Source organism: Pseudomonas sp. PDM26, from assembly GCF_019219185.1.
Classification (GTDB): Bacteria; Pseudomonadota; Gammaproteobacteria; order Pseudomonadales; family Pseudomonadaceae; genus Aquipseudomonas.
Genome location: NZ_JAHUWC010000002.1, coordinates 187,095 through 206,360 on the forward strand (window position 1 = coordinate 187,095; position 19,266 = coordinate 206,360).

Sequence of the window (19,266 nt, forward strand, 5' to 3'; positions counted from 1 at the left end):
AAGAGAATAGGATTGAGTTTTTTTCCAAACATAGCTCAACTAAATAGTCATTTAGTTTAGTTATTCTTTCCAGTTATAAATCAATCGTAGCTGAAGGGGAGTGTTCATACCACTGTCAAACCCTCTGCATCTGTTCGAGTTAAGCTCTGGTTGAAAATTTCAATCTGGAGTAAGCCTAATGCAGCAGCATCTAACGCCAAGGATGGTCGAGAGCGCTTACCGTTATTTGACGGCTGCAAAACATCTGAGACGTGGCCATGACATGCTGGACATTGCGCAGATTAATGCTGCAATCGGCATGGAGATCCTGCTGAAAAGCTTTGTATCGAAACCCAATGGCAAACTTGGCCAGGTGGATGAAACCTACGAGCTGGACTACGGCGTAATAAAGTCTGCTCATGAACATTTGAAAACGGCAGACAGAATTCCGGCTTATAGGAAGGACAAACCGCCTAATAAGCACGATCTACTTACGTTGTTTTATGCGATACCTGAACCGATTAGGCGACGTATTCGGCTTGATCGTCATGAGCATTGGATCGATAAAGACCGCGAGGTTTTCACGAATGCGCGTTATCAATACGAGAACGGTGCCGCTAAAGGATACGACGACATTTTGATCGGTGTCCTGGACGAATTGATTGAACACGTTGTGCATTGGTATCGCGAACTGGGCTGCAAAGACATTTTCATCGTGTGTTATGGAATGCCGCCGCTGGAGCTGCTGCCGGATGCCGATCAGGAGCCGGAGACCCTGTGAGCCAGTGCTTCAAATCTGGCTACTGACTAAGTAGCTCTCTGGTGAGCCAGGGGTAGGTCAAGCCTGAACGTTAGCGTTCATATTTGAGCGTTAACGATCGGCATCAGATGAACGAGGGTTCGTTCATGCTTGATCGGACATCTGCCAACGGATGAAGGACATCGTTCAGGCGTGTGAGATAAGTCGCGTCAGGCTTCAAATCTGATAACCAGAGCCCCTCACGTCCGTATAGATCATTACGCATAATGTATATTATGTTAAATCGTGTATTGAGGCAGGCCCCCACTGCAAGGGTCTTCGATCTGAGGGTTATCAAATGCTCCAATCGCGAAATCCCCGGAAACGGCCTCACTAGTCTCTTGACTCATTGATTCGTTGGGATATTCATCCGCCACGACCCTGACGTCTCAAACCGCCCGGGAATCCGGGCGGCGCCTGAAAAAAAGGTGACACGTCAGTTTTTGTTGGCGGCCCCCGACATGTAGGTGTCAGGCGGTTCCGGCAGTGCGGCAAGCATGTCGCGTAGTCCGGCAGCCCACTGCATTCGGACACGAATGAAGTACGGGTCGTCGGCTGTGATGCGATAACTTTTGGCACCGCTAAAACTGTCTTTCCTGTACACCAGCAGATCCAGCGGCATGCCTACCGACAGGTTGCTGTGCATGGTCGAGTCGAACGAGATCAGCCCACAACGCAGGCCCTCCTCGAGTGACGCTCGATGTGTCAGGTTGCGATCGAGGATCGGCCTGCCATATTTGCTTTCACCCAATTGCAGGAAAGGTGTGTCCTCTGTCGCCTGAATGAAGTTGCCTTGCGGGTAAATGCTGTACACGTCCATCGGCCCGTGCGCGATCTGCCCGCCGACCAGAAATGAGCAACTCAAGTCGGTCTTGCCTGCCAACTTGGTGTGATCGCGGGCGACGACTTCGCGAACGGTTTCGGCCACCAGTACCGTGGCGTCATAGAGCGAGCGGACATTCAACAGGTGCGGGCCCTGTCCCATGGAACGCTGCTTGAGCAGGTTGACCACCGATTGCGAAGTGGCCAGGTTGCCTGCGACTTGCAACACAATCAGGCGTTCGCCCGGCGTGCTGAAAATAAACAACTTACGGAACGTTGAAATCTGATCAATGCCCGCATTGGTTCGTGAGTCGGAGATGAACACCAGCCCGTCGGCCAAGTGCATAGCGACGCAATAAGTCATTCGTGTTAACTCATGAATTTGAGATGAGAGGCCATACCGTCTCCACGACGGTATAGCCAGTTTGCTGCGACTGATTCGGGGGTTATTGGTGTTGAACCTGAAACAGGGACGTTACCTGTACCCGAGCCAGCATCGACTCAGCCCCGCCGCCACGACGCATACCGCGTACCGGACAAGCGTCCAGATAGTCCAGACCCACCGCCAGTTTCAAATGGCGTTCGGGCCGGGCCAACCGATTCGTCACGTCGAAGCTGTACCAGCCATCGTCGAACCACGCTTCGGCCCAAGCATGACTGGCCAAGTGATTTTCATCTTCGGTACACAGGTAGCCTGAGACATAACGTGCGGGAATTCCCAGGCTGCGGGCGCAGGCCAGGAAAGCATGGGTGTGGTCCTGGCACACCCCTCCTCCGCCCGCAAATGCCTCGGCTGCGGTGGTATCCACCGTGGTCGCGCCCGGGTTGTAGACCATGTGGTCGGCCAGGCCATTCATCAAGTCGATCAGCGCCGCCCGGTCACGCCGCGTGCCGCAGTGTTGCAAGGCAAAGGCGTTAAGGGCGTCATCGGCCTTGGTCAGATGGCTGGTGCGCAAGAACGGCAGCGGCGACTGAGTGTCGTGCTCCACGTCCATCGTCTGATCGATTTCAACCTGACCATAGGCAGTCAGTACCAGGGTGCCGTGGGGTTCGTCCATCGTCAACACATGCAAGACGTTGCCGTAAGGATCGAGCTGGCTGCGCACCAGGCGCGGCAGCTCCAGGTGCCACTCCAGAATGTGCTGGCGCTCGGTGTTCTTGGGCGTCAAACGCAGGAACTGGATGCTGGCGCAGACTTCGTCGGCGTAGCTGTAAGTGGTGTCGTGGCGTATGGACAGTTTCATACGACCTCCAGATAGGATTCGTGAACGGTCTGACCGAGATGGCGAACCTGGGAGATGAAATCAGTCAGCCACAGGTGCAGACCGAAGCCGAGAATCTCGTCGATCCCGGTGTAACGCAGCCGCGCATTCAGTTCTGCGGCCAGGCGTTGGGCCGGACGACCGTTGTTGCCTGGCAGGCCGGCGAGGATCTGGTCCAGTTCCTCGATGCAGGCGTGCAGCGAGCGTGGCACATCGCCGCGCAACAGCAGCATTTCGGAAACCTGCTCGGCGCCGGGCGCATTGCGGTAGATCTCGTTGAACGCTTCGAACGACGACAGCGCCCGCAACAACGCGCTCCACTGGTAGTAGCCGCGAGCCGAGTTATCACTCACCTCCTCCGACTCTTCGCCGAACATTTCGTAGCGCGCATCCAGCAGACGCAGGGTGTTGTCGGCCCGTTCGAGGAAGGTGCCCAGGCGAATGAAGCAGTAGGCATCGTTGCGCATGATCGTGCCTGAGGTCGCCCCGCGAAACAGGTGCGAGCGCTCCTTGACCCACTCGCAGAAATGGCTGATGCCGTATCGACCCAGACCATTGCTGGCGATATTGCGCATTTCCAGCCAGGTGGCGTTGATGTTCTCCCACATATCGGCAGTGATACGTCCGCGCACGGCGTGAGCATTGGACCGAGCCGCCTGCAGGCAGCAATAGATACTGTCGGGGTTGGTTTCATCCAGCGCGAAGAAGTGCAGCATGCGCTCGGTGTTGAGTTCGCCGTAGCGTTCGTTGTAGTCGTCCAGCGTGCCGGCGGCCAATAGCGACATCGCCAACTCGGCGCGGCCATCGGTGCGCCCGGCCTGGGGCATCAGCGACAGCGAGTAACTGACTTCGAGCATGCGCGCCAGGTTTTCGGCGCGCTCCAGGTAACGGGACATCCAGTAGAGGTCCGAAGCGGTTCTTGAAAGCATGTCTTAGTCCTCCACTACCCAAGTGTCTTTGGTGCCGCCGCCCTGAGACGAGTTCACCACCAGCGAGCCTTCGCGCAATGCCACGCGGGTCAGGCCACCGGGCACCAGACGGGTTTCACTGCCCGACAACACAAACGGGCGCAGGTCAATGTGGCGTGGAGCGATGCCGTTTTCGACAAAGGTTGGGCACGTCGACAGGCACAGGGTCGGTTGGGCTATGTAGGCTTCAGGGCGCGCCTTGAGACGCCGGCGGAAGTCCTCGATTTCCGCCGCCGTGGCGGCCGGGCCGACCAGCATCCCGTAGCCGCCGGAACCTTGGGTTTCCTTGACCACCAGTTCGGGCAGATGAGCCAGCACATGGGACAGCTCTTCGGGTTTGCGGCATTGCCAGGTCGGCACGTTCTTGAGGATCGGTTCCTCGCTGAGGTAGAAGCGGATCATGTCGTCGACATAGGGATAGATCGATTTGTCGTCGGCCACACCGGTGCCGACGGCGTTCGCCAGCACCACATTGCCCGAGCGGTAAGCGGCAATCAGGCCGGGCACACCGAGCATGGAGTCCGGGTTGAAGGACAGCGGATCGAGGAACGCATCGTCGAGACGGCGATAGATCACATCCACCTGTTTCGGGCCAGCGGTGGTGCGCATGTAGACATGATCGTCACGGACAAACAGATCGGCGCCTTCCACAAGCTCCACACCCATTTCACGGGCCAGGAACGCGTGTTCGAAGTAGGCACTGTTGAAGCGACCCGGGGTCAGCACCACGGCAGTGGGGTTGTCCAGGGGGCTGGAGCTCTTGAGGGTGTCCAGCAGCAGGTTGGGATAGTGATCGATGGGCGCCACACGCTGGGCGGCGAAGAGTTCGGGGAATAAGCGCATCATCATCTTGCGGTCTTCGAGCATGTAGCTGACGCCGCTGGGGGTGCGCAGATTGTCTTCCAGCACGTAGTAACTGCCATCACCGTCGCGGACCAGATCGACCCCGGAGATATGGGCATAAATGCCGCGGTGCAGATTCAGGCCCTGCATGGCGACCTGATAACCCTCGTTGGCCAACACCTGTTCGGCCGGAATAATGCCCTCCTTGAGAATGCGTTGCCCGTGGTAGATATCGGCCAGGAACATGTTCAATGCCTGGACCCGTTGAATGCAGCCACGCTCGACCGTCTGCCATTCGCAGGCTGTGATGCTGCGTGGAATGATGTCGAACGGAATCAACCGCTCTGTGCCTTGCTCGTCCCCGTATAAGGTGAAGGTGATGCCGGCTCGGTGGAACAACAGGTCGGCTTCGCGACGACGTTGATCCAGCAACTCCAGAGGTGTGTCCGCCAACCAACGCGCGAACTCCTGGTAATGTGGGCGGCAGCCACCACTCGCATCATACATTTCGTTAAAAAAAGCTCGGGACATACCCTACTCCTTGCCGCGATACAGACGGCATTTTCTTATAACTTCGCTATTTCAATAAAATCAGGCCTTACGTTGTTTAGTGAGTACTGTTTCTGTTGAGCACCTCAGTGTGCGTCTTTAACTTCCTGTTTCATGCGAAAATAAATTCCTCATGATTTCGGCAATCTATTGACGCGTTCCGACGCCAGAGATTTTGCCTTTCTGATTTGATTTCTGGCGCCCAATTTATAACGCTCCCCATTATCTTTTTCGTAGAAAACCACACTTTCGGTGATTTGAAAGTACTTTTGCAAAGGCTGTGCCTAAGTAGTGTTACAGGTGGCAAAAAGGCAAAAACCCTTCAATAAAGATACCTTGGCGACATATTGTGTCACTTTTGAGTCGAAAACCGTAAAGCTTACTGAAACGGTTTTTCCACTTGTAACTTGCACAACTCTGAAGCGTACGAAAACGGTGCAATTAGCAACTCAAGTGGGTTTTGTGCCCTATAAGCGGGAAATTTCTACTCACTGTTTTTATTGCCCTTGTAATACAAAGCCTCCCGCGCAGCACGATGATTAATGGCGACGCACTACTAATGATCACAAAAATGCACCAAGAGATGACGTCTGGAGCGAAAACGCCAAGTCATGATGCAAAAAAGGCATGCAAGAGAGACGGCCAACCCCTGAGGTATTGCCGTACGTGTAGAGGAGTAGACTTACTGCGGATTATTCGAGAAATTTCCGGGTCAGGGTCACCGACGGCATAGTCGGGGTCATCGGGCCACCTCGCTGCCATCCGCCAAGGATGACGACGAAGAGCCGTCTTCCCTGTTCGCCTGCACGACTTCGTTATCCTTGGGGGCTAGCAGCACAATTGCCCCCACGATCACTTCGAAAATCCCGGCACCGACAATAACCAGGCCGGTTTCAAAGCGGGCATACAGCGCAGCACCGCAGGCACCGGCAATCAGAATCGACGCGCCCAGCGCCGCAAAACGCAGCCGTGCCAGCCCGGCGATTTCGCTTTGTCTGAACCGGGTTTGAATCAGCAGAATGAAGGAGATGTCGATCAGTGGCCCGCCGAGTGCCGCAAGACTTGCGCCGACCATCATCCCCGTCAGGACGTGTTCCGGTGGCAGGTACAGCACCGCCGCACCGATGATCGCGATGCCCAGGCCGTTAACCACGGAACCGAAGGTAAACCCGTGATACAAGCGACGGATCTGCAGATTGCCCACAACAAAAATGGAGATCAGGTTCCCTGCCCCGTAAGCCCCCATGATCAGGCCGTAGGCAGCAAAACCCTGTACGCCGAATCCCTGGATATCGTATTTGACGACTGCCAGCGCCATGCCGATCGATATACCCACACTCCAGGCAACATTGCCCAGTCCCGCACACACATACACCGCCTGCATCTGGCTGCGTCCCGCAAGACTTCTCCAGCCGGCGGTAAATCCGGCACGCCGGCTTGTTGCCTTGACAGGTTGGCGCGGCAACGCCTTGCCCAACTTCATGACCGCCCACGCGGAGATCAGGAAGGTGATGCTGTTCAGGGTAAACAGATGCTCGATCGGAATCAGCAGCGTAATCGCCGCTGCCAGCATTGGCCCGATCACCCGGGCGACCCGGATGATCGCATCGAACAGCGCGTTGACCGATTGCAGCTGGTCCGGCGCCGCGGCAATGCGCGGCAGACTGGCGCGCAGCGCCGGCTCGAACAACGAGTTGACGATCATCATGAGCATGAGCGGCACCGCCAGCATCCACAGACTCACGATGCCGAGCCCCCAAGCAAGCACCGGAATCAAGGCAAGCCCGGCCCGCGCCAGGTCGGCGCCGATCATCGTGCGGCGGTGGTCCCAGCGCTCAGCCCATATTCCTCCCAGCAAAGCACCTGCCAACGCGGCAGCACCGCGTAAAGCACTGAGCCAGCTTGCATCGGTTCCGGCGATCTGCACCGCCATCCAGGCGATGGCAATCGCGAAGAGTTCGTCACCGATCGAAGAGAGCGCCAACCCTCCCCACAGCAAGGCTACGGGCCGCTGACGCAACGGCCTGAACAATTTCATATCATCAACTCCGCACAGTCACTCAACAGGTCTGAAAAAAGGTTCTTCACGGAATTCCGGGGAACACATATAACGAAATATCTGTAGGGGCTGCCGAAGGTTCGGGCCGCGTTCGGACGATCTTTTTGATCTTGATCTTCAGCAATCTCCAGATCGCAAAAGCAAGATCAAAAGATCGCAGCCTCCGGCAGCTCCTACAGGGGAACGCGTGCACCACCAAACAAGAGGTCGAGCGTTAGCTCGCCTCGCGGTGCTGTTGCGGTGCACGCCCCCTCGAGAGGCCGAGCGCAGGTTCTGCGCAGTGGGCAACCCGGCATGGATGCCGGGTTAGCCGCGCACGGCCATGGATGGCCGATCGCGGCGGGCCCACGGAGCAGGACCGGAGCGAGGGCATGCCGAGCCACAGCGAGGCACCGAATGTCAGGGGCAAGAGCCCTTGGTTACTTGGGGCTTTTCCAAGTGACCCGCCGTCAGGGCGGAACCCTAAGTGGCCGTAACCGCAACAATGGATATGTACACCAGGAAGAAAATGCTCGGCCGAAAGGTCGCCATCGCTGGCAAGTCGGATCGCCGCACCGCAGCTTCTACAGGTTTTCGGAACTCAGTACGAAGAGGCACTCTGATTGTTTATAGAGTGGCGCTCGGTGGCTGCGAGGGAAGTCTTGTCGACGGACGTGCCTGTGGCACGCATGCCATAACGGCAGACCAGTCATTCCCTGACCCGGTTGTTGCTCCCTGAAGAGCCCTGATCCTACGAGTGAAAATTTATGAGTGTCAACGGGCTTTTTTCGACTTTTTTCAACGCAGGCGACAGCACATTCGAGATCCGCACGCTTAGGTAGACTCGCCGAGCTGGCGCTTTCCTTGACGCAAGAGGCCGTATGCCTCTCGCCCTGTGACCCAACCGTTTTGCGTCAATAGAGGTTTTTAGCTAGGGCATGAACCCAGGTAACTGCCCCACCCGCTCGGCCAGATATTGCATCAGTAATCGCGTACGCAGTGCGCGGTAGCGGCGCTCGGGATAAATCAGAAAAGCGTCGTTTGGCGGGCCATTCCACTCGGGCAGAACACGTACCAACTGCCCGCTTTCAAGCAGGTCGCTGACAAGCCAGGCCGGGGTGATGCAGAGCCCGGCGCCCTGCAGAAGACCGTCGCGAATGGCCAATGAGCTGTTGGTTCGATAGCGCCCCTGAATCGTGACGCTTACCTGCTCACCCAGAGGGCCATTGAGTTGCAGACGATCGCCTGCAGTCAACCACGCAAACCGCAGGAAATTGTGGTCGCTCAGGTCTGCCGGGCTTTTCAAGGGGGAATGCTGACGCAGGTATTCAGGGGCTGCCACCAGATACCGCGGTGAGGTCGCTATGCGTCGGGCGACGGCGTTCGGTGGCAAGCTGCCTCCCAGGCGCAGGGCCAGGTCGACATTTTCCTCAGTGAGGTCGACGAAACGATCATTGAGGATCAGCTCCACTTCAATGGCCGGATACTGCTCCATGAACGATAACAGCAACGCATTCAGACGCAACACTCCTAGACTGACTGGAACGTTGATGCGTAGAAAACCCTCGGGGCGTTCGGTCAGACCGCGCACCTCTGCAACAGCTTCGCTGTACTCCTCCAGCACGCCTTTGGCACGTTCGTAGAAACGCTTTCCCGGTTCGGTAGGTGTCAGCCCGGTCGTGCCCCGAATCAGCAGGCGGGCTCCCAATTGCTTTTCCAGAGCGGCGATCAGCTTGCTGACCGTGGGCTGGGTGCTGCCCGACTCACGGGCGGCAGATGACAGACTTCCTAGCTCGACGGCGCGGACGAAACACTGCATCGCCTTAAGATTGTCCATGGGTATTCGATTCAGGAATGGGCTGTATGGGATTTCCCCTTCTATCACACTCATTTTGAATAGATCAATCTGGTCTTCCTGAACCATTTACCGATCAAGGAGAAACCTGGATGACTGCCCTTCCCTCGAGAATACCCTTGTCTCTCGCATTGACTGCCCTGCTTGCCGCAAGCCCTGTCATGGCAACGGAAAACTGGGTCACCACCTGGATGGCCAGCCCTCAACCCACCTGGGGCAATGAGTTGCCGCTGCCCACGCGAATTCCTCAAGCGCTGGCCGATAGCACGATCCACCAGACAGTGCGTATCAGCAGCGGCGGCAGCCGTATACGCGTGGTGGTCTCTAACGAATATGGCCGGCAACCGCTGGTCATCGGTGCCGCGCGTGTCGCCTTCATAGAGGGTATCGATCACATTCGCGCGGGTTCCGGGCACAGCCTGACGTTCAGCGATCAGGAGCAGGTCAGCATCGCCGCGGGCGAAACGCGGATCAGTGACCCGATAGACCTGGCAGTGCCAGCACTCAGTGAGCTTGCGATCTCTCTTTATCTGCCGCAGCACACGCCGTTGACGACCTTCCACTGGGATGGCAAACAAACGGCATTCATCACACCCGGAAAACAGGTCAACGCTCAGCGGCTGGAAGGCCGCGAGCACGTGGAGGCGCGGCTGTTTCTCAGTGACATTCTGGTGGACGCACCGCCCGACACCCGTGCGCTCGTGGTGCTCGGCGACTCCATTACCGACGGCAATGGCTCGACCCTGGACAGCAATCGACGCTGGACGGACTTCCTCGCCCAGCGCTTGATTACACAGAAGCTCGCCATACTCAACGCCGGCATCTCCGGGGCTCGTCTGCTCGAGGATGGCATGGGGGTCAGCGCGCTGGCACGTTTCGAGCGTGATGTGCTGGTCAAACCCGGGGTAAAAACGGTGGTTCTGATGCTCGGCATCAATGACATCAGTTGGCCGGGCAGCTCCTTCGAACCAGACAGGCTCGTGCCGCCCAAGGAAAAACTGATTGCTGGCTATCGTCAACTGATCGATCAAGCGCGCCGGAACAACATTCGCATCATTGGAACAACGCTGATGCCCGTCGAAGGCGCCCTGGAGGGAACGATCGTGAAGAATTATCACAGCCCGGAAAAAGAACAATTGCGCCAGGCGATCAACCACTGGATACGAACCAGTCACGCCTTCGACGCAGTGATCGACTTCGATCTCCTGACCCGCGATCCTGAACACCCCACTCGCTTGCTGCCACTTATTGATTCGGGAGACCACCTGCACCCCGGTGATGTTGGCAACAAGGCGATGGCGGAGAGTGCCGATCTGAAAATGCTTTTCTAACACCGTTATCCCGGGACGCAGGATTTCTCAGGCAACTGGCCCACAAGGCGACCCTGTGCCTGAACACCACAGCACATTCATCCTGGATCTCGCCTATGGCAGAAAAGGCACGATGACGACTCTTATGCGAGCACTCCCCTCTCCTCCACCTCAATGCAGTCTCCGATGTGGGAAGGGCACAAACCCACTAGACTTCCGGTGGGTGAAGCACCCTCTACATTTACAACCCGCATTGCCAGGCCAACGACGATGCCTTGCAGATGGCGCGCGCCTGCATTCCCCACATCGCCATCGTTCACCCGATGGGTTCCCTGAGAACGGAGTAACGGATGCTTTATTTTCAGCAAATGTTGGGCACCGCCGTGTTTGCCATTACCGGATTGTTGGCTATCCAAAAGGTAGGTGTCGATCTGTTCGGGGCCGTAGTGCTGGGCATCATCACTGCTATTGGTGGTGGCACCATTCGAGACCTACTGCTCGATCAACCGATTTTCTGGATTGCAGACTTCAACTACATCTGGGTCGCATTGGTTACCTCACTACTGGCATTTTTTCTCACCAATAGATTGCACAAACGCTATCAGCTATTGCTGTATCTCGATGGTTTTGCGGCCGCACTGTTCGGATTAGTCGCTACTGAGAAAGTGATGGCATTACAGCTTGGTGCACCTTTGGCGGTGATGATGGGCGTGCTGACCAGTATCGGGGGCGGCATAGCGCGTGATGTGCTAGCCGGCAGGGCCTCGTTGTTGATGTCACGTGAGATCTACGCCACACCAGTCCTGCTGGGGTGCACCTTGTATGTCTTGCTGCGCGATACATTTCCGTCAATCCGGATCGCTGGTTGGATCGCTTTGATATTTACCTCAGGATTCAGGTTTCTCGCTATCTACAAGGAGCTCCAAATGCCAGCGATTTTCTCCACCAGGCAGAGGTAAGCTTGACGCTGATATTCGATAACTGCGACGAATGGAGCTTCTACGGTAACCGTCCGGCCAACACATCTTCCTGATCCCCGCAATTAAGGCTACGGGGTCTGCCTTTGTCGATGTCAGCTACGCGGATCGAGCTTCGGCTCTAGAAGCTCTCAAGGCATCAATTGCGTCTTGAGTGAGCGCCATAACTGTCGTTGTACTGATTTCAATCCGACTGATAATGTCTGCTCGCGGGCCCTGTTTCCAGGCAGCGCTTGCGTAAAAAACATCTTGAAATGCCAGGCGATGGCTCTCGCTTTCATAGGCGCGAATCAGGTGATAGCTGTCACAATCATGCAATGAGCCGCCATAAGAAACGACATCCATGCCAGCTTCCAGGTGAAGCGGAACACTTACATTCTGCATTATTCGATGAAAATCCAATCCCGATCCTGGCTTTAAGGTGTACATCAGGATTTCAATAATTCGAGTCATTCCAAGTCTTCCCTGTGGAGTTTCAACGTGAGCATCCGTACATCCCGGCTTACGTTATCAGGCGGAAGTCCAGTTATGCGGCAGCAGCTGCGTAATCTCACTCGCCCGCTGCATCGGCAGGATAGACGGACCAGCGTTAAGTGGTGGACGCAGGTCACGCAAGCTTGATGGCCCCGCCTTGGATATCGTCCCGCGCCATTCGCAAGTCATTGGCGTCTTGGTTGAGCCGATGAATCAAGTTCAGCAATCGTTGGCGCAACACCTCATCCTGGAGCTGCTCTGCAGCACGCATCACATCAAGCGACGCAGCCTCATTGTTGGTGGCAACGGCGTCGAGCAGTTTGCGCATGCTTCTTGATGGCCGATTCATCTACAACCCCCCCAGGTTTCGGTGGTGCGAATCATATGGCCGGAATGTTTCGTTAGTGTTTCAACTGCACGAACTGGTTTTGATTCACCGGCTCTGGCTGGTTTGACACTAGCTGGAGTGACGCCCCTGAGGGGACGATTTCACTTGTAACAGCCCATCCGCGATGAAGCTAAGCGGCCCGCTCCAGGGCGTCCAGCAAGCCAACAAACTCCAGCGAAAGCTTATGTCGCGGGGCCAAATGGATGATGGGAACTGACAATTCGTGAGATTCGCGCATCTTGACGGAGCTGCTCAGATAGACCGGTAGCACTGGCAAGCCTTCGGCCAGCAACTCATTCACGAGAGATTGATGCAGGCCGGTATACCCGGTGAACTGGTTGACCACCACCCCTTCCACTTTCAGTGATTCATTGTGATCAAGACGTAGTTCTTCTACCTGTGCGATAACACGGTACATCGCCTGGCGAGAAAAGCTGTCGCAATCGAATGGAATCAGCAATCGATCTGCAGCCACCAGCGCGCTGAATGTGTAGAAATTCAGCGACGGAGGCGTATCGATATAGATGCGCTCATAGTCCTCGGACAGCTCTACCAGCAACTTGCGCAGCTTGTTGATCTTGAACCTGCTCTCGAGTTTTGACTGGAGGTCTGACAGTTCAGAGCTGGCAGTCACCAGGTGAAGGTTGTCGTAAAGGGTCTCGGTGATGGCCACTCGATTCCTTCTGCCTTCAAAGCCACTGGACAACGTTTGTTTGAAGAAGTCGGCTATGCCTGCGGGAATGTGCTCGTTGGTCAGGCCCGTGAGGTAGTGAGTCGAGTTTGCCTGGGGATCGAGATCTACCAGCAGCGTTCGGTAACCTTCGGCAGCACTCACGGCGGCAAGGTTGCAGGCAATGCTGGATTTCCCAACGCCCCCTTTCTGATTGAATATGACACGACGCATAGGGCTTGCTCATCCATGAAAAAGGCCAAAGGCCGGCTGAAGTGTGTAAGAAGTCATGTCAATTCTATGACGACAACATTACAGTTTTGCGACAGCGATTGGCCAAAGCTTCGGACTAGAGCATTTGACTGCCAACACAAGGTGGTAGCGACAGATTTACACGGATGAGCAATCCCCTGGGTTTGCCAATGTTAGCCGCTTCAGCAAACCTTCCACATCAGCTAGCGCTGGAGCATGGGCTCCTGCATGGCGGCAAGATATGGATGCGCAAGCCGCTGAAAATTGCAGGCGCTCTCTCAAGTCTGAGATCCCCAACAACTGCGCAGCCAGCCAACCAGCCATACAAGCGTCTCCTGCTCCAACCGTGTCTTCTACCTTCACGGCAATAGCCGGCTGATCGAGTTGGCTGTCCGGGGTGTGGAGAACCATCCCGTGTTCCCCTCGGGTAAAAAGGATCTGCGCCTGAGGATTAAGAGCGCGAAGCTCATCCATTGCCTGGTGTTCTGTCAGCCCTGGATAAATTTGCCGAAGGTCTTCGTCGGAAAGCTTAATCATGTCAGCAAGGGTGGTCATCGTAGGGAAGGTCTGCTCCCGATAATGGCTATCCATTAAATTGCGCCAGTTCGGATCATAGCTAATCCGTTTACCGGCTTCTTTGGCCTGCTGAGCAATTTTAACCAGCCTGTCTGCGAGTGGCTGTCGAGCCAAACTGATGCAGCTGAAATGACACAGCTCTGCATGGTTGATCCATCCTACGGGCATCAGATCCGGATCAAAAAACAGATCGGCATCTCCAGCAAAAAAGTACCTTGGAGGACGGCTCGACGGAACGATGGCGACCAAAGGATCTCGGTCTACCCGTTGGATAAACCTCATATCCAATGCTGCCGCTTCCGACTGCGAAACTATCTCGTCACCCAGTGAATCCATGCTCACCGACCCAGCAAAAGCACTGCTGACACCCAAGCGCCTTAGCGCTCGTGCAACGTTCCAGGGAGCACCACCTGGGTAGCCCTTCCACTGTCCAGGAGTGCCTTGGACAAGATCGGTCAGGGCTTCGCCAAATACTACTGCGCGAGGCAATACCATCGTCATTTCCTCAATTTTTTGTCGTAGGGAACTGCTGGCTGATCAGATTCGACCGGTAATCACTGACTCAATGCGCTTTGATGAAAGGCAGGGTTTGTTGAAGTCAGAGAAGTTCTCCTAGCCAACCTCAAAGCAGATGTTGGCCGGACGCGTTCAAATATTAAAACCAGGTTTCCATTTGTATACCGTATTGCCATACACCTCCGGCTTTGAAGTCCGTCATGCCAAAGGAGTCTGTGGTACTGAATCCGTCCAGATCCGAAGACCAGTTCATGAAGCTTGCAAACACTCGCAATTCGGGACGTGTGAGAAGATCTCCAACCTCAGGTTTGAATGTCGGGGCGACAGTGAACTTCCAAAAGTTACCGTCGACCGCATTACGTTGTAGATAGTCCTTCGGGTCGAGGTTCATGGTTTGCCAGCTTATTTCGTAGGCCATCTCGAAATTGCTGTTGATTTTATTGGCCAAACGCACGTTCAGGGTCAGCCAGCGGTAGTCGTCACCCTTGACGTATCTATCCTTGCTCTGTTCGGCCAGCAAGCTAGGGCCGATACGCCAGTCAGGCGCAAGGGGTGTCTCACCGTAAAGTGCCAGACGCAGAGCGCGGGCATCGTCGATGAGTTCGCCATCCGAGCCGATGTTCTTGACCTCGGCTCCCAGACCTTGCCCATAGAGCAGCGCCGTTTTGAAGAAGCCTTCCCTGCCGAAAAAGTTTTTCTGGTGGTTGGCCAGCATGCTGTGCAAGCCGGAATCCGCAGGCGTCAAACCCGCTGCATTGGTGCGGGTAGCGAAATCGTTTTTCTTTGCGCCGATGCCATTGAACATCCACTGCCACTGACCATCCTCGAAGAACTGGTTGGAGGTCAGAATGTAGCTTTCTACATCGGCACTAAGATCGCCTTGACTGAAATCCCCGTAGTTACGCCCGATCAAAGAGTAGTTCGAACGCCAATTCTTGTTCATCTGCATATCGTAGATTCCACCCCCGGTGCCGGCCAGATAGACAACGTCCGAGTCCAGCCAGTGGATATCGAAATTATCTCTATCGAATCGCTTGCCTGCCCACAGGGTGGCGTTCTCGAACACTGAATTGCCCTTGAACGCAGCGAGATGGTCAAGCGCTGTGAATACCTGGCGCACGTTCAGTTTGCTTTCGTCGGCCGTCCAGTCATTGGAACTTTCCACACCGTCGGCGATGGAGACCGTGAATTTGGAACGGGTGCCGTTTTGCGCATAGATTTCTTTCGACAGGTCTATACGCATGTAGGTGTCGTCCTCGTTACCGAGTCGCCCGACTGCACCACCGACTGAACCGGCAGGCGTTTCATAAGGGCCACCACGACCACCACCCAGCCGATCGTTGATCAGCAATCCGGAGCGGGCGTAGCCGTTGAAGCTGAACCCATCAGTGAGGTGTCCGGTACTGCCCTCTTTCTCCAGGCTTTGCTGACGGGCCTCGAGTTTTGCCACTCGGGTATCCAAAGCGGGCGCCGAAACTACTGCCGCAGTAGACGCGGCGGGCTGCAAGGGAGCAGTGGCGAGCTTGATCTGTTGCAATTCCCTGGCAAGTGCCTGGGTTTGCTGCTCGGCTGCGGCTGCACGCTTTTCCGCGGCGCTGGCACGGGCTTCGAACGAGGCCATGCGTTCTTCCAGAGTCGCGGCCTGAGAGGTTACCGCCGAGGTGCCGAGCACGCCTGCGAGTAGCCAGCTTGATGCTTTCTGCATGTGGATTTCCTGTTTTGTTTTTATTGTCTTGTTCCCGCGACCGGCCATTTTTCGTGAGTTGCGAATTGTCGCAATCGACGAAAAAAAAGGTGCCTCATCGCAAATACGCTGCTACATTTGGCGATGTTAACGTTAACTTTTCTAAAAACAAAAATAAAGAGGGCTTTATGAAACAGCTTAAATCTCTTCTTCCAGCAGCACTGCTCACCCTTTGTGCCGGGCTTCCATCCCTCTCGAACGCAGCTGATTTGACTATCTCCTGCGGCGCGGTGGGTGCGGAGCTACAACTCTGCAAAGAGGCTGTCGAGGCGTGGTCCAAACAGACCGGCAACCACGTCGAGGTGGTCTCAACACCTAACTCGGCAACCGAGAGGTTGTCGTTCTACCAACAGATCCTCAGTGCGCAGTCCTCCGACATCGACATCATTCAGATCGATATGGTGTGGCCAGGGATGCTGGCCAAACATCTGATGGATCTGCGCGAAGTGCTTCCTGCCAATGCGACCCAGGGCTACTTCCAGGCACAAGTGGATAACGCCACGGTGAACGGACGGCTGGTGACGATGCCGTGGTTCACCGACTCAGGCCTGCTGTATTACCGCAAGGACTTGCTCAATAAGTACGACAAGCAGGTTCCCCAGACCTGGGAGGATATGACCGCTACGGCCAGGGATGTTCAGCAAGCCGAGCGCAACGCCGGGAACCCCAATGCCTGGGGTTACATCTTTCAAGGGCGCGCCTACGAGGGCCTGACGTGTAATGCGCTGGAGTGGATCAGCAGCCAACCGCAAGGCGGGCTGGTCAATCCGCAAGGCGACATCGTGGTCAACAACCAGGCCTCAAGAACGGCATTGACCCTGGCGAAAAGCTGGATAGGAGACATCTCCCCGCGTGGCGTACTCAACTACACCGAGGAAGAAGGCCGTGGCGTATTCCAGTCGGGCAATGCGCTGTTCATGCGTAACTGGCCTTATGTCTGGGCCCTGGTGCAAAGCCAGGACAGTGCCGTAAAAGACAAGGTCGGGGTCGCTCCCCTGCCCCGTGGCGGCGAGACCGGTACCCATGCCTCCACCCTCGGTGGGTGGGGCCTGGCGGTGTCGCGTTACAGCGCCCATCCAAAACTTGCCGCAGAACTGGTGAGCTACCTGACCAGTGCCCAACAGCAAAAACATCGTGCTCTGGCTGCCGCCTACAACCCGGTGATCGAGTCGCTGTATCAGGATCCCGAATTGCTCGCGGCAATGCCTTATTACAGTCAGCTCCATAGCATTCTCAACGATGGGGTCATGCGCCCCGCCTCCATCACTGCCGATCGCTATCCACGGGTCTCCAATGCGTTCTTCGATCGAGTGCATGGTGTGCTGGCGGGCGAGTTGCCTGTGGATCAGGCGCTGGCCGAGCTGGAAAGCGAACTCACGCGCATCAAACGCCGGAACTGGTAAGCCACAAGGAAGAAAATCACCATGTCTGTCTCTACTACCCATGTCCCCTGTGACGAGCTTCTGCTCACCAGGGAAACGCCCGTACAACGACGCCGGGTACGCGCCGCCTGGCTGTTTCTGACACCGATGCTGTTGTGTCTGGCCCTGGTGGCAGCCTGGCCGCTACTGCGTACATTCTGGTTCAGCCTGACCGATGCCAGTCTGTCGGACACCGCTGGCGGATCCTTCGTCGGCCTGAGCAATTATCTGTTTCACAACGGTTCCACCTGGTCGGGCATCCTGGTCGATCCACAATGGTGGAACGCTGTGCGCAACACCTTGCATTTCACCGTGGTATCGGTGGGACTGGAAGTCGTACTGGGACTGCTGGTGGCGTTGCTGCTGAACATCAAGTTCACCGGCCGTTCCCTGGTGCGGGCGATGATTCTGATTCCCTGGGCGATTCCTACCATTGTCTCGGCGAAGATCTGGTCATGGATGCTTAACGACCAGTTCGGCATCATCAATCACCTGATGCTGAGCCTCGGCCTGATTGACGCGCCCCTGGCCTGGACGGCCGATGCGGACCTGTCGATGTGGGCGGTGATCCTCGTCGACGTCTGGAAGACCGTGCCGTTTGTCACGCTGCTGATGCTGGCGGCCTTGCAGATGTTGCCGAGCGATTGCTACGAAGCCGCGAGGGTCGATGGCATTCATCCGCTGAAAGTGTTCTGGCGTGTCACCCTTCCCCTGCTGATGCCCGCATTGCTGGTGGCGGCGATCTTCCGCATTCTCGACTCCCTGCGGGTATTCGACGTCATCTATGTGCTGACCTCGAACTCGTCGAGCACCATGAGCATGTCGGTGTATGCCCGCCAGCACCTGGTGGAGTTCCAGGACGTCGGTTACGGCAGCGCGGCCTCGACGCTGCTGTTTCTGGTGGTTGCGGTGATCGCCATGCTTTATCTCTACCTCGGACGCCGTCAACTGGAGGTCCGGTCATGAACCTGCGCCTACTGAAAACAGCACTGTTGCGCCTCGGGTTCTGGTGCCTGATCGGGGTATTGCTGCTGTATGCGGTTTTCCCTTTCTACTACGCCATCGTGACTTCACTGAAGCCGTCCAGCGCCTTGTTCGAGGTGAGCTACTGGATCGACAACCCCGACTTCTCCAACTACGCGGCGGTACTCCATCAAGCCTCATTCCTGCGGGCTATCGGTAATTCGCTGGTGGTGGCGCTGTGCGTGGTGACGCTGGCGCTGTTCCTCAGCCTGACCGCCGCCTATGCCTTGGGCCGGGTGAAGTTCCGAGGGCGTGGCACGGTGTTGATGTTGGTTCTTGGCGTGTCGATGTTTCCCCAAGTCGCCGTGCTGTCGGGTCTGTTCGAAGTGATCCGCGCCCTGGGCCTGTACAACACGTCCTGGGCGTTGATCCTGAGCTACACGATTTTCACCCTGCCCTTCACCGTCTGGGTGCTGACCACATTCATGGGGCAACTGCCACATGAACTGGAAGAAGCGGCAATCATGGATGGCGCTTCGCCTTGGGTCACGCTTACCCGGGTGCTGTTGCCGCTGCTATGGCCCGCATTGGTCACCACTGGCTTGTTGGCCTTTATCGCAGCGTGGAACGAGTTCCTGTTTGCCTTGACCTTCACCCTCACAGACACGCAACGCACGGTGCCGGTCGCCATCGCCTTGATTTCCGGCGGGAGTCCTCATGAGCTGCCTTGGGGATTATTGATGGCTGCATCGGTGGTGGTCACCGTCCCACTGGTGATTCTGGTGCTGATCTTCCAGCGCCGAATCGTTTCCGGTCTCACTGCCGGCGCGTTAAAGGGTTGATGCCCGACAACTACAAGG

The 19,266-nt window shown here is 56.3% G+C and carries 17 protein-coding genes; 6 read left to right on the forward strand and 11 right to left on the reverse strand.

Translation table 11 applies throughout. The annotated features are described in order from the left end of the window. The first annotated feature begins 178 nt into the window (after positions 1-178). Entirely contained in the window at positions 179-760 is a 582-nt protein-coding gene (locus tag KW849_RS04840; RefSeq protein ID WP_218428181.1) for a hypothetical protein, read from the forward strand. Positions 761-1,214: 454 nt separating this feature from the next. Here the strand turns inward: KW849_RS04840 and KW849_RS04845 are convergent, their stop codons facing one another. The 6 genes from KW849_RS04845 to KW849_RS04870 all read right to left on the reverse strand — a co-directional run bounded on the left by KW849_RS04845 (position 1,215) and on the right by KW849_RS04870 (position 9,097). Beyond that, positions 1,215-1,964: a peptidase gene (locus KW849_RS04845; RefSeq protein ID WP_218428183.1), complete on the reverse strand. Its 750-nt coding sequence runs from the start codon at positions 1,962-1,964 to the stop codon at positions 1,215-1,217. An 82-nt stretch (positions 1,965-2,046) separates the two neighbouring features. Continuing rightward, positions 2,047-2,844 carry a transglutaminase family protein gene (locus tag KW849_RS04850; protein WP_218428185.1) on the reverse strand — a complete coding sequence of 266 codons (798 nt, stop codon included), beginning with the start codon at positions 2,842-2,844 and terminating at the stop codon, positions 2,047-2,049. Continuing rightward, on the reverse strand, positions 2,841-3,791 hold the full coding sequence (locus KW849_RS04855; RefSeq protein ID WP_218428187.1) for an alpha-E domain-containing protein: 951 nt from the start codon (positions 3,789-3,791) through the stop codon (positions 2,841-2,843). Before KW849_RS04855 ends, KW849_RS04850 begins: the two co-directional genes overlap by 4 nt. Positions 3,792-3,794: 3 nt before the next feature. After that, positions 3,795-5,204, reverse strand: a complete 1,410-nt coding sequence (locus KW849_RS04860; RefSeq protein ID WP_218428188.1) for a circularly permuted type 2 ATP-grasp protein — start codon at positions 5,202-5,204, stop codon at positions 3,795-3,797. 757 nt (positions 5,205-5,961) lie between these two features. After that, positions 5,962-7,260, reverse strand: a complete 1,299-nt coding sequence (locus KW849_RS04865; RefSeq protein ID WP_218428190.1) for an MFS transporter — start codon at positions 7,258-7,260, stop codon at positions 5,962-5,964. Between the two features lie 931 nt (positions 7,261-8,191). Then, positions 8,192-9,097 (reverse strand): LysR family transcriptional regulator, encoded by a 906-nt coding sequence (locus tag KW849_RS04870; RefSeq protein ID WP_218428192.1) that lies wholly within the window; start codon positions 9,095-9,097, stop codon positions 8,192-8,194. 110 nt (positions 9,098-9,207) lie between these two features. On the opposite strand from KW849_RS04870, the gene KW849_RS04875 reads away from it, so the two are divergent. Continuing rightward, positions 9,208-10,446, forward strand: coding sequence for an SGNH/GDSL hydrolase family protein (locus KW849_RS04875; RefSeq protein WP_218428194.1), 1,239 nt, complete (start codon positions 9,208-9,210; stop codon positions 10,444-10,446). 329 nt (positions 10,447-10,775) lie between these two features. Then, complete coding sequence (locus KW849_RS04880) at positions 10,776-11,384, forward strand: trimeric intracellular cation channel family protein (protein ID WP_218428196.1); 609 nt, start codon at positions 10,776-10,778, stop codon at positions 11,382-11,384. A 117-nt stretch (positions 11,385-11,501) separates the two neighbouring features. Here KW849_RS04880 and KW849_RS04885 read toward each other — a convergent pair whose 3' ends face one another. The 5 genes from KW849_RS04885 to KW849_RS04905 form a co-directional block, all read right to left on the reverse strand. Then, a complete protein-coding gene (locus tag KW849_RS04885; RefSeq protein WP_218428199.1) occupies positions 11,502-11,855 on the reverse strand; it encodes an NIPSNAP family protein in 354 nt (117 codons plus the stop codon). Between the two features lie 154 nt (positions 11,856-12,009). Continuing rightward, positions 12,010-12,225: a hypothetical protein gene (locus tag KW849_RS04890; protein ID WP_218428201.1), complete on the reverse strand. Its 216-nt coding sequence runs from the start codon at positions 12,223-12,225 to the stop codon at positions 12,010-12,012. A 169-nt stretch (positions 12,226-12,394) separates the two neighbouring features. Further along, positions 12,395-13,168: a ParA family protein gene (locus KW849_RS04895; protein WP_218428203.1), complete on the reverse strand. Its 774-nt coding sequence runs from the start codon at positions 13,166-13,168 to the stop codon at positions 12,395-12,397. A 156-nt stretch (positions 13,169-13,324) separates the two neighbouring features. Then, entirely contained in the window at positions 13,325-14,257 is a 933-nt protein-coding gene (locus KW849_RS04900; RefSeq protein ID WP_218428205.1) for a carbohydrate kinase, read from the reverse strand. A gap of 160 nt (positions 14,258-14,417) precedes the next feature. Continuing rightward, positions 14,418-15,983 (reverse strand): carbohydrate porin, encoded by a 1,566-nt coding sequence (locus tag KW849_RS04905; protein ID WP_218428207.1) that lies wholly within the window; start codon positions 15,981-15,983, stop codon positions 14,418-14,420. 167 nt (positions 15,984-16,150) lie between these two features. On the opposite strand from KW849_RS04905, the gene KW849_RS04910 reads away from it, so the two are divergent. From KW849_RS04910 to KW849_RS04920, 3 genes are read left to right on the forward strand one after another with little or no spacing between them, the layout of a single operon-like run. Next, positions 16,151-17,425, forward strand: coding sequence for an ABC transporter substrate-binding protein (locus KW849_RS04910; protein ID WP_218428210.1), 1,275 nt, complete (start codon positions 16,151-16,153; stop codon positions 17,423-17,425). Positions 17,426-17,446: 21 nt separating this feature from the next. After that, positions 17,447-18,409: a carbohydrate ABC transporter permease gene (locus KW849_RS04915; protein WP_218428212.1), complete on the forward strand. Its 963-nt coding sequence runs from the start codon at positions 17,447-17,449 to the stop codon at positions 18,407-18,409. Then, complete coding sequence (locus tag KW849_RS04920; protein ID WP_218428214.1) at positions 18,406-19,248, forward strand: carbohydrate ABC transporter permease; 843 nt, start codon at positions 18,406-18,408, stop codon at positions 19,246-19,248. The genes KW849_RS04915 and KW849_RS04920 overlap by 4 nt, the downstream gene beginning before the upstream one ends. Positions 19,249-19,266: the final 18 nt, after the last annotated feature.

What these genes read in the sequence shown, in the direction of transcription:
- KW849_RS04895 (WP_218428203.1), bottom strand. Translation starts at nt 13,168, where the DNA reads ATGCGTCGTGTCATATTCAATCAGAAAGGGGGCGTTGGGAAATCCAGC.
- KW849_RS04905 (WP_218428207.1), bottom strand. Translation starts at nt 15,983, where the DNA reads ATGCAGAAAGCATCAAGCTGGCTACTCGCAGGCGTGCTCGGCACCTCG.
- KW849_RS04840 (WP_218428181.1), top strand. Translation starts at nt 179, where the DNA reads ATGCAGCAGCATCTAACGCCAAGGATGGTCGAGAGCGCTTACCGTTAT.
- KW849_RS04915 (WP_218428212.1), top strand. Translation starts at nt 17,447, where the DNA reads ATGTCTGTCTCTACTACCCATGTCCCCTGTGACGAGCTTCTGCTCACC.
- KW849_RS04900 (WP_218428205.1), bottom strand. Translation starts at nt 14,257, where the DNA reads ATGGTATTGCCTCGCGCAGTAGTATTTGGCGAAGCCCTGACCGATCTT.
- KW849_RS04860 (WP_218428188.1), bottom strand. Translation starts at nt 5,204, where the DNA reads ATGTCCCGAGCTTTTTTTAACGAAATGTATGATGCGAGTGGTGGCTGC.
- KW849_RS04855 (WP_218428187.1), bottom strand. Translation starts at nt 3,791, where the DNA reads ATGCTTTCAAGAACCGCTTCGGACCTCTACTGGATGTCCCGTTACCTG.
- KW849_RS04910 (WP_218428210.1), top strand. Translation starts at nt 16,151, where the DNA reads ATGAAACAGCTTAAATCTCTTCTTCCAGCAGCACTGCTCACCCTTTGT.
- KW849_RS04870 (WP_218428192.1), bottom strand. Translation starts at nt 9,097, where the DNA reads ATGGACAATCTTAAGGCGATGCAGTGTTTCGTCCGCGCCGTCGAGCTA.
- KW849_RS04890 (WP_218428201.1), bottom strand. Translation starts at nt 12,225, where the DNA reads ATGAATCGGCCATCAAGAAGCATGCGCAAACTGCTCGACGCCGTTGCC.
- KW849_RS04865 (WP_218428190.1), bottom strand. Translation starts at nt 7,260, where the DNA reads ATGAAATTGTTCAGGCCGTTGCGTCAGCGGCCCGTAGCCTTGCTGTGG.
- KW849_RS04920 (WP_218428214.1), top strand. Translation starts at nt 18,406, where the DNA reads ATGAACCTGCGCCTACTGAAAACAGCACTGTTGCGCCTCGGGTTCTGG.
- KW849_RS04850 (WP_218428185.1), bottom strand. Translation starts at nt 2,844, where the DNA reads ATGAAACTGTCCATACGCCACGACACCACTTACAGCTACGCCGACGAA.
- KW849_RS04845 (WP_218428183.1), bottom strand. Translation starts at nt 1,964, where the DNA reads ATGACTTATTGCGTCGCTATGCACTTGGCCGACGGGCTGGTGTTCATC.
- KW849_RS04885 (WP_218428199.1), bottom strand. Translation starts at nt 11,855, where the DNA reads ATGACTCGAATTATTGAAATCCTGATGTACACCTTAAAGCCAGGATCG.
- KW849_RS04875 (WP_218428194.1), top strand. Translation starts at nt 9,208, where the DNA reads ATGACTGCCCTTCCCTCGAGAATACCCTTGTCTCTCGCATTGACTGCC.
- KW849_RS04880 (WP_218428196.1), top strand. Translation starts at nt 10,776, where the DNA reads ATGCTTTATTTTCAGCAAATGTTGGGCACCGCCGTGTTTGCCATTACC.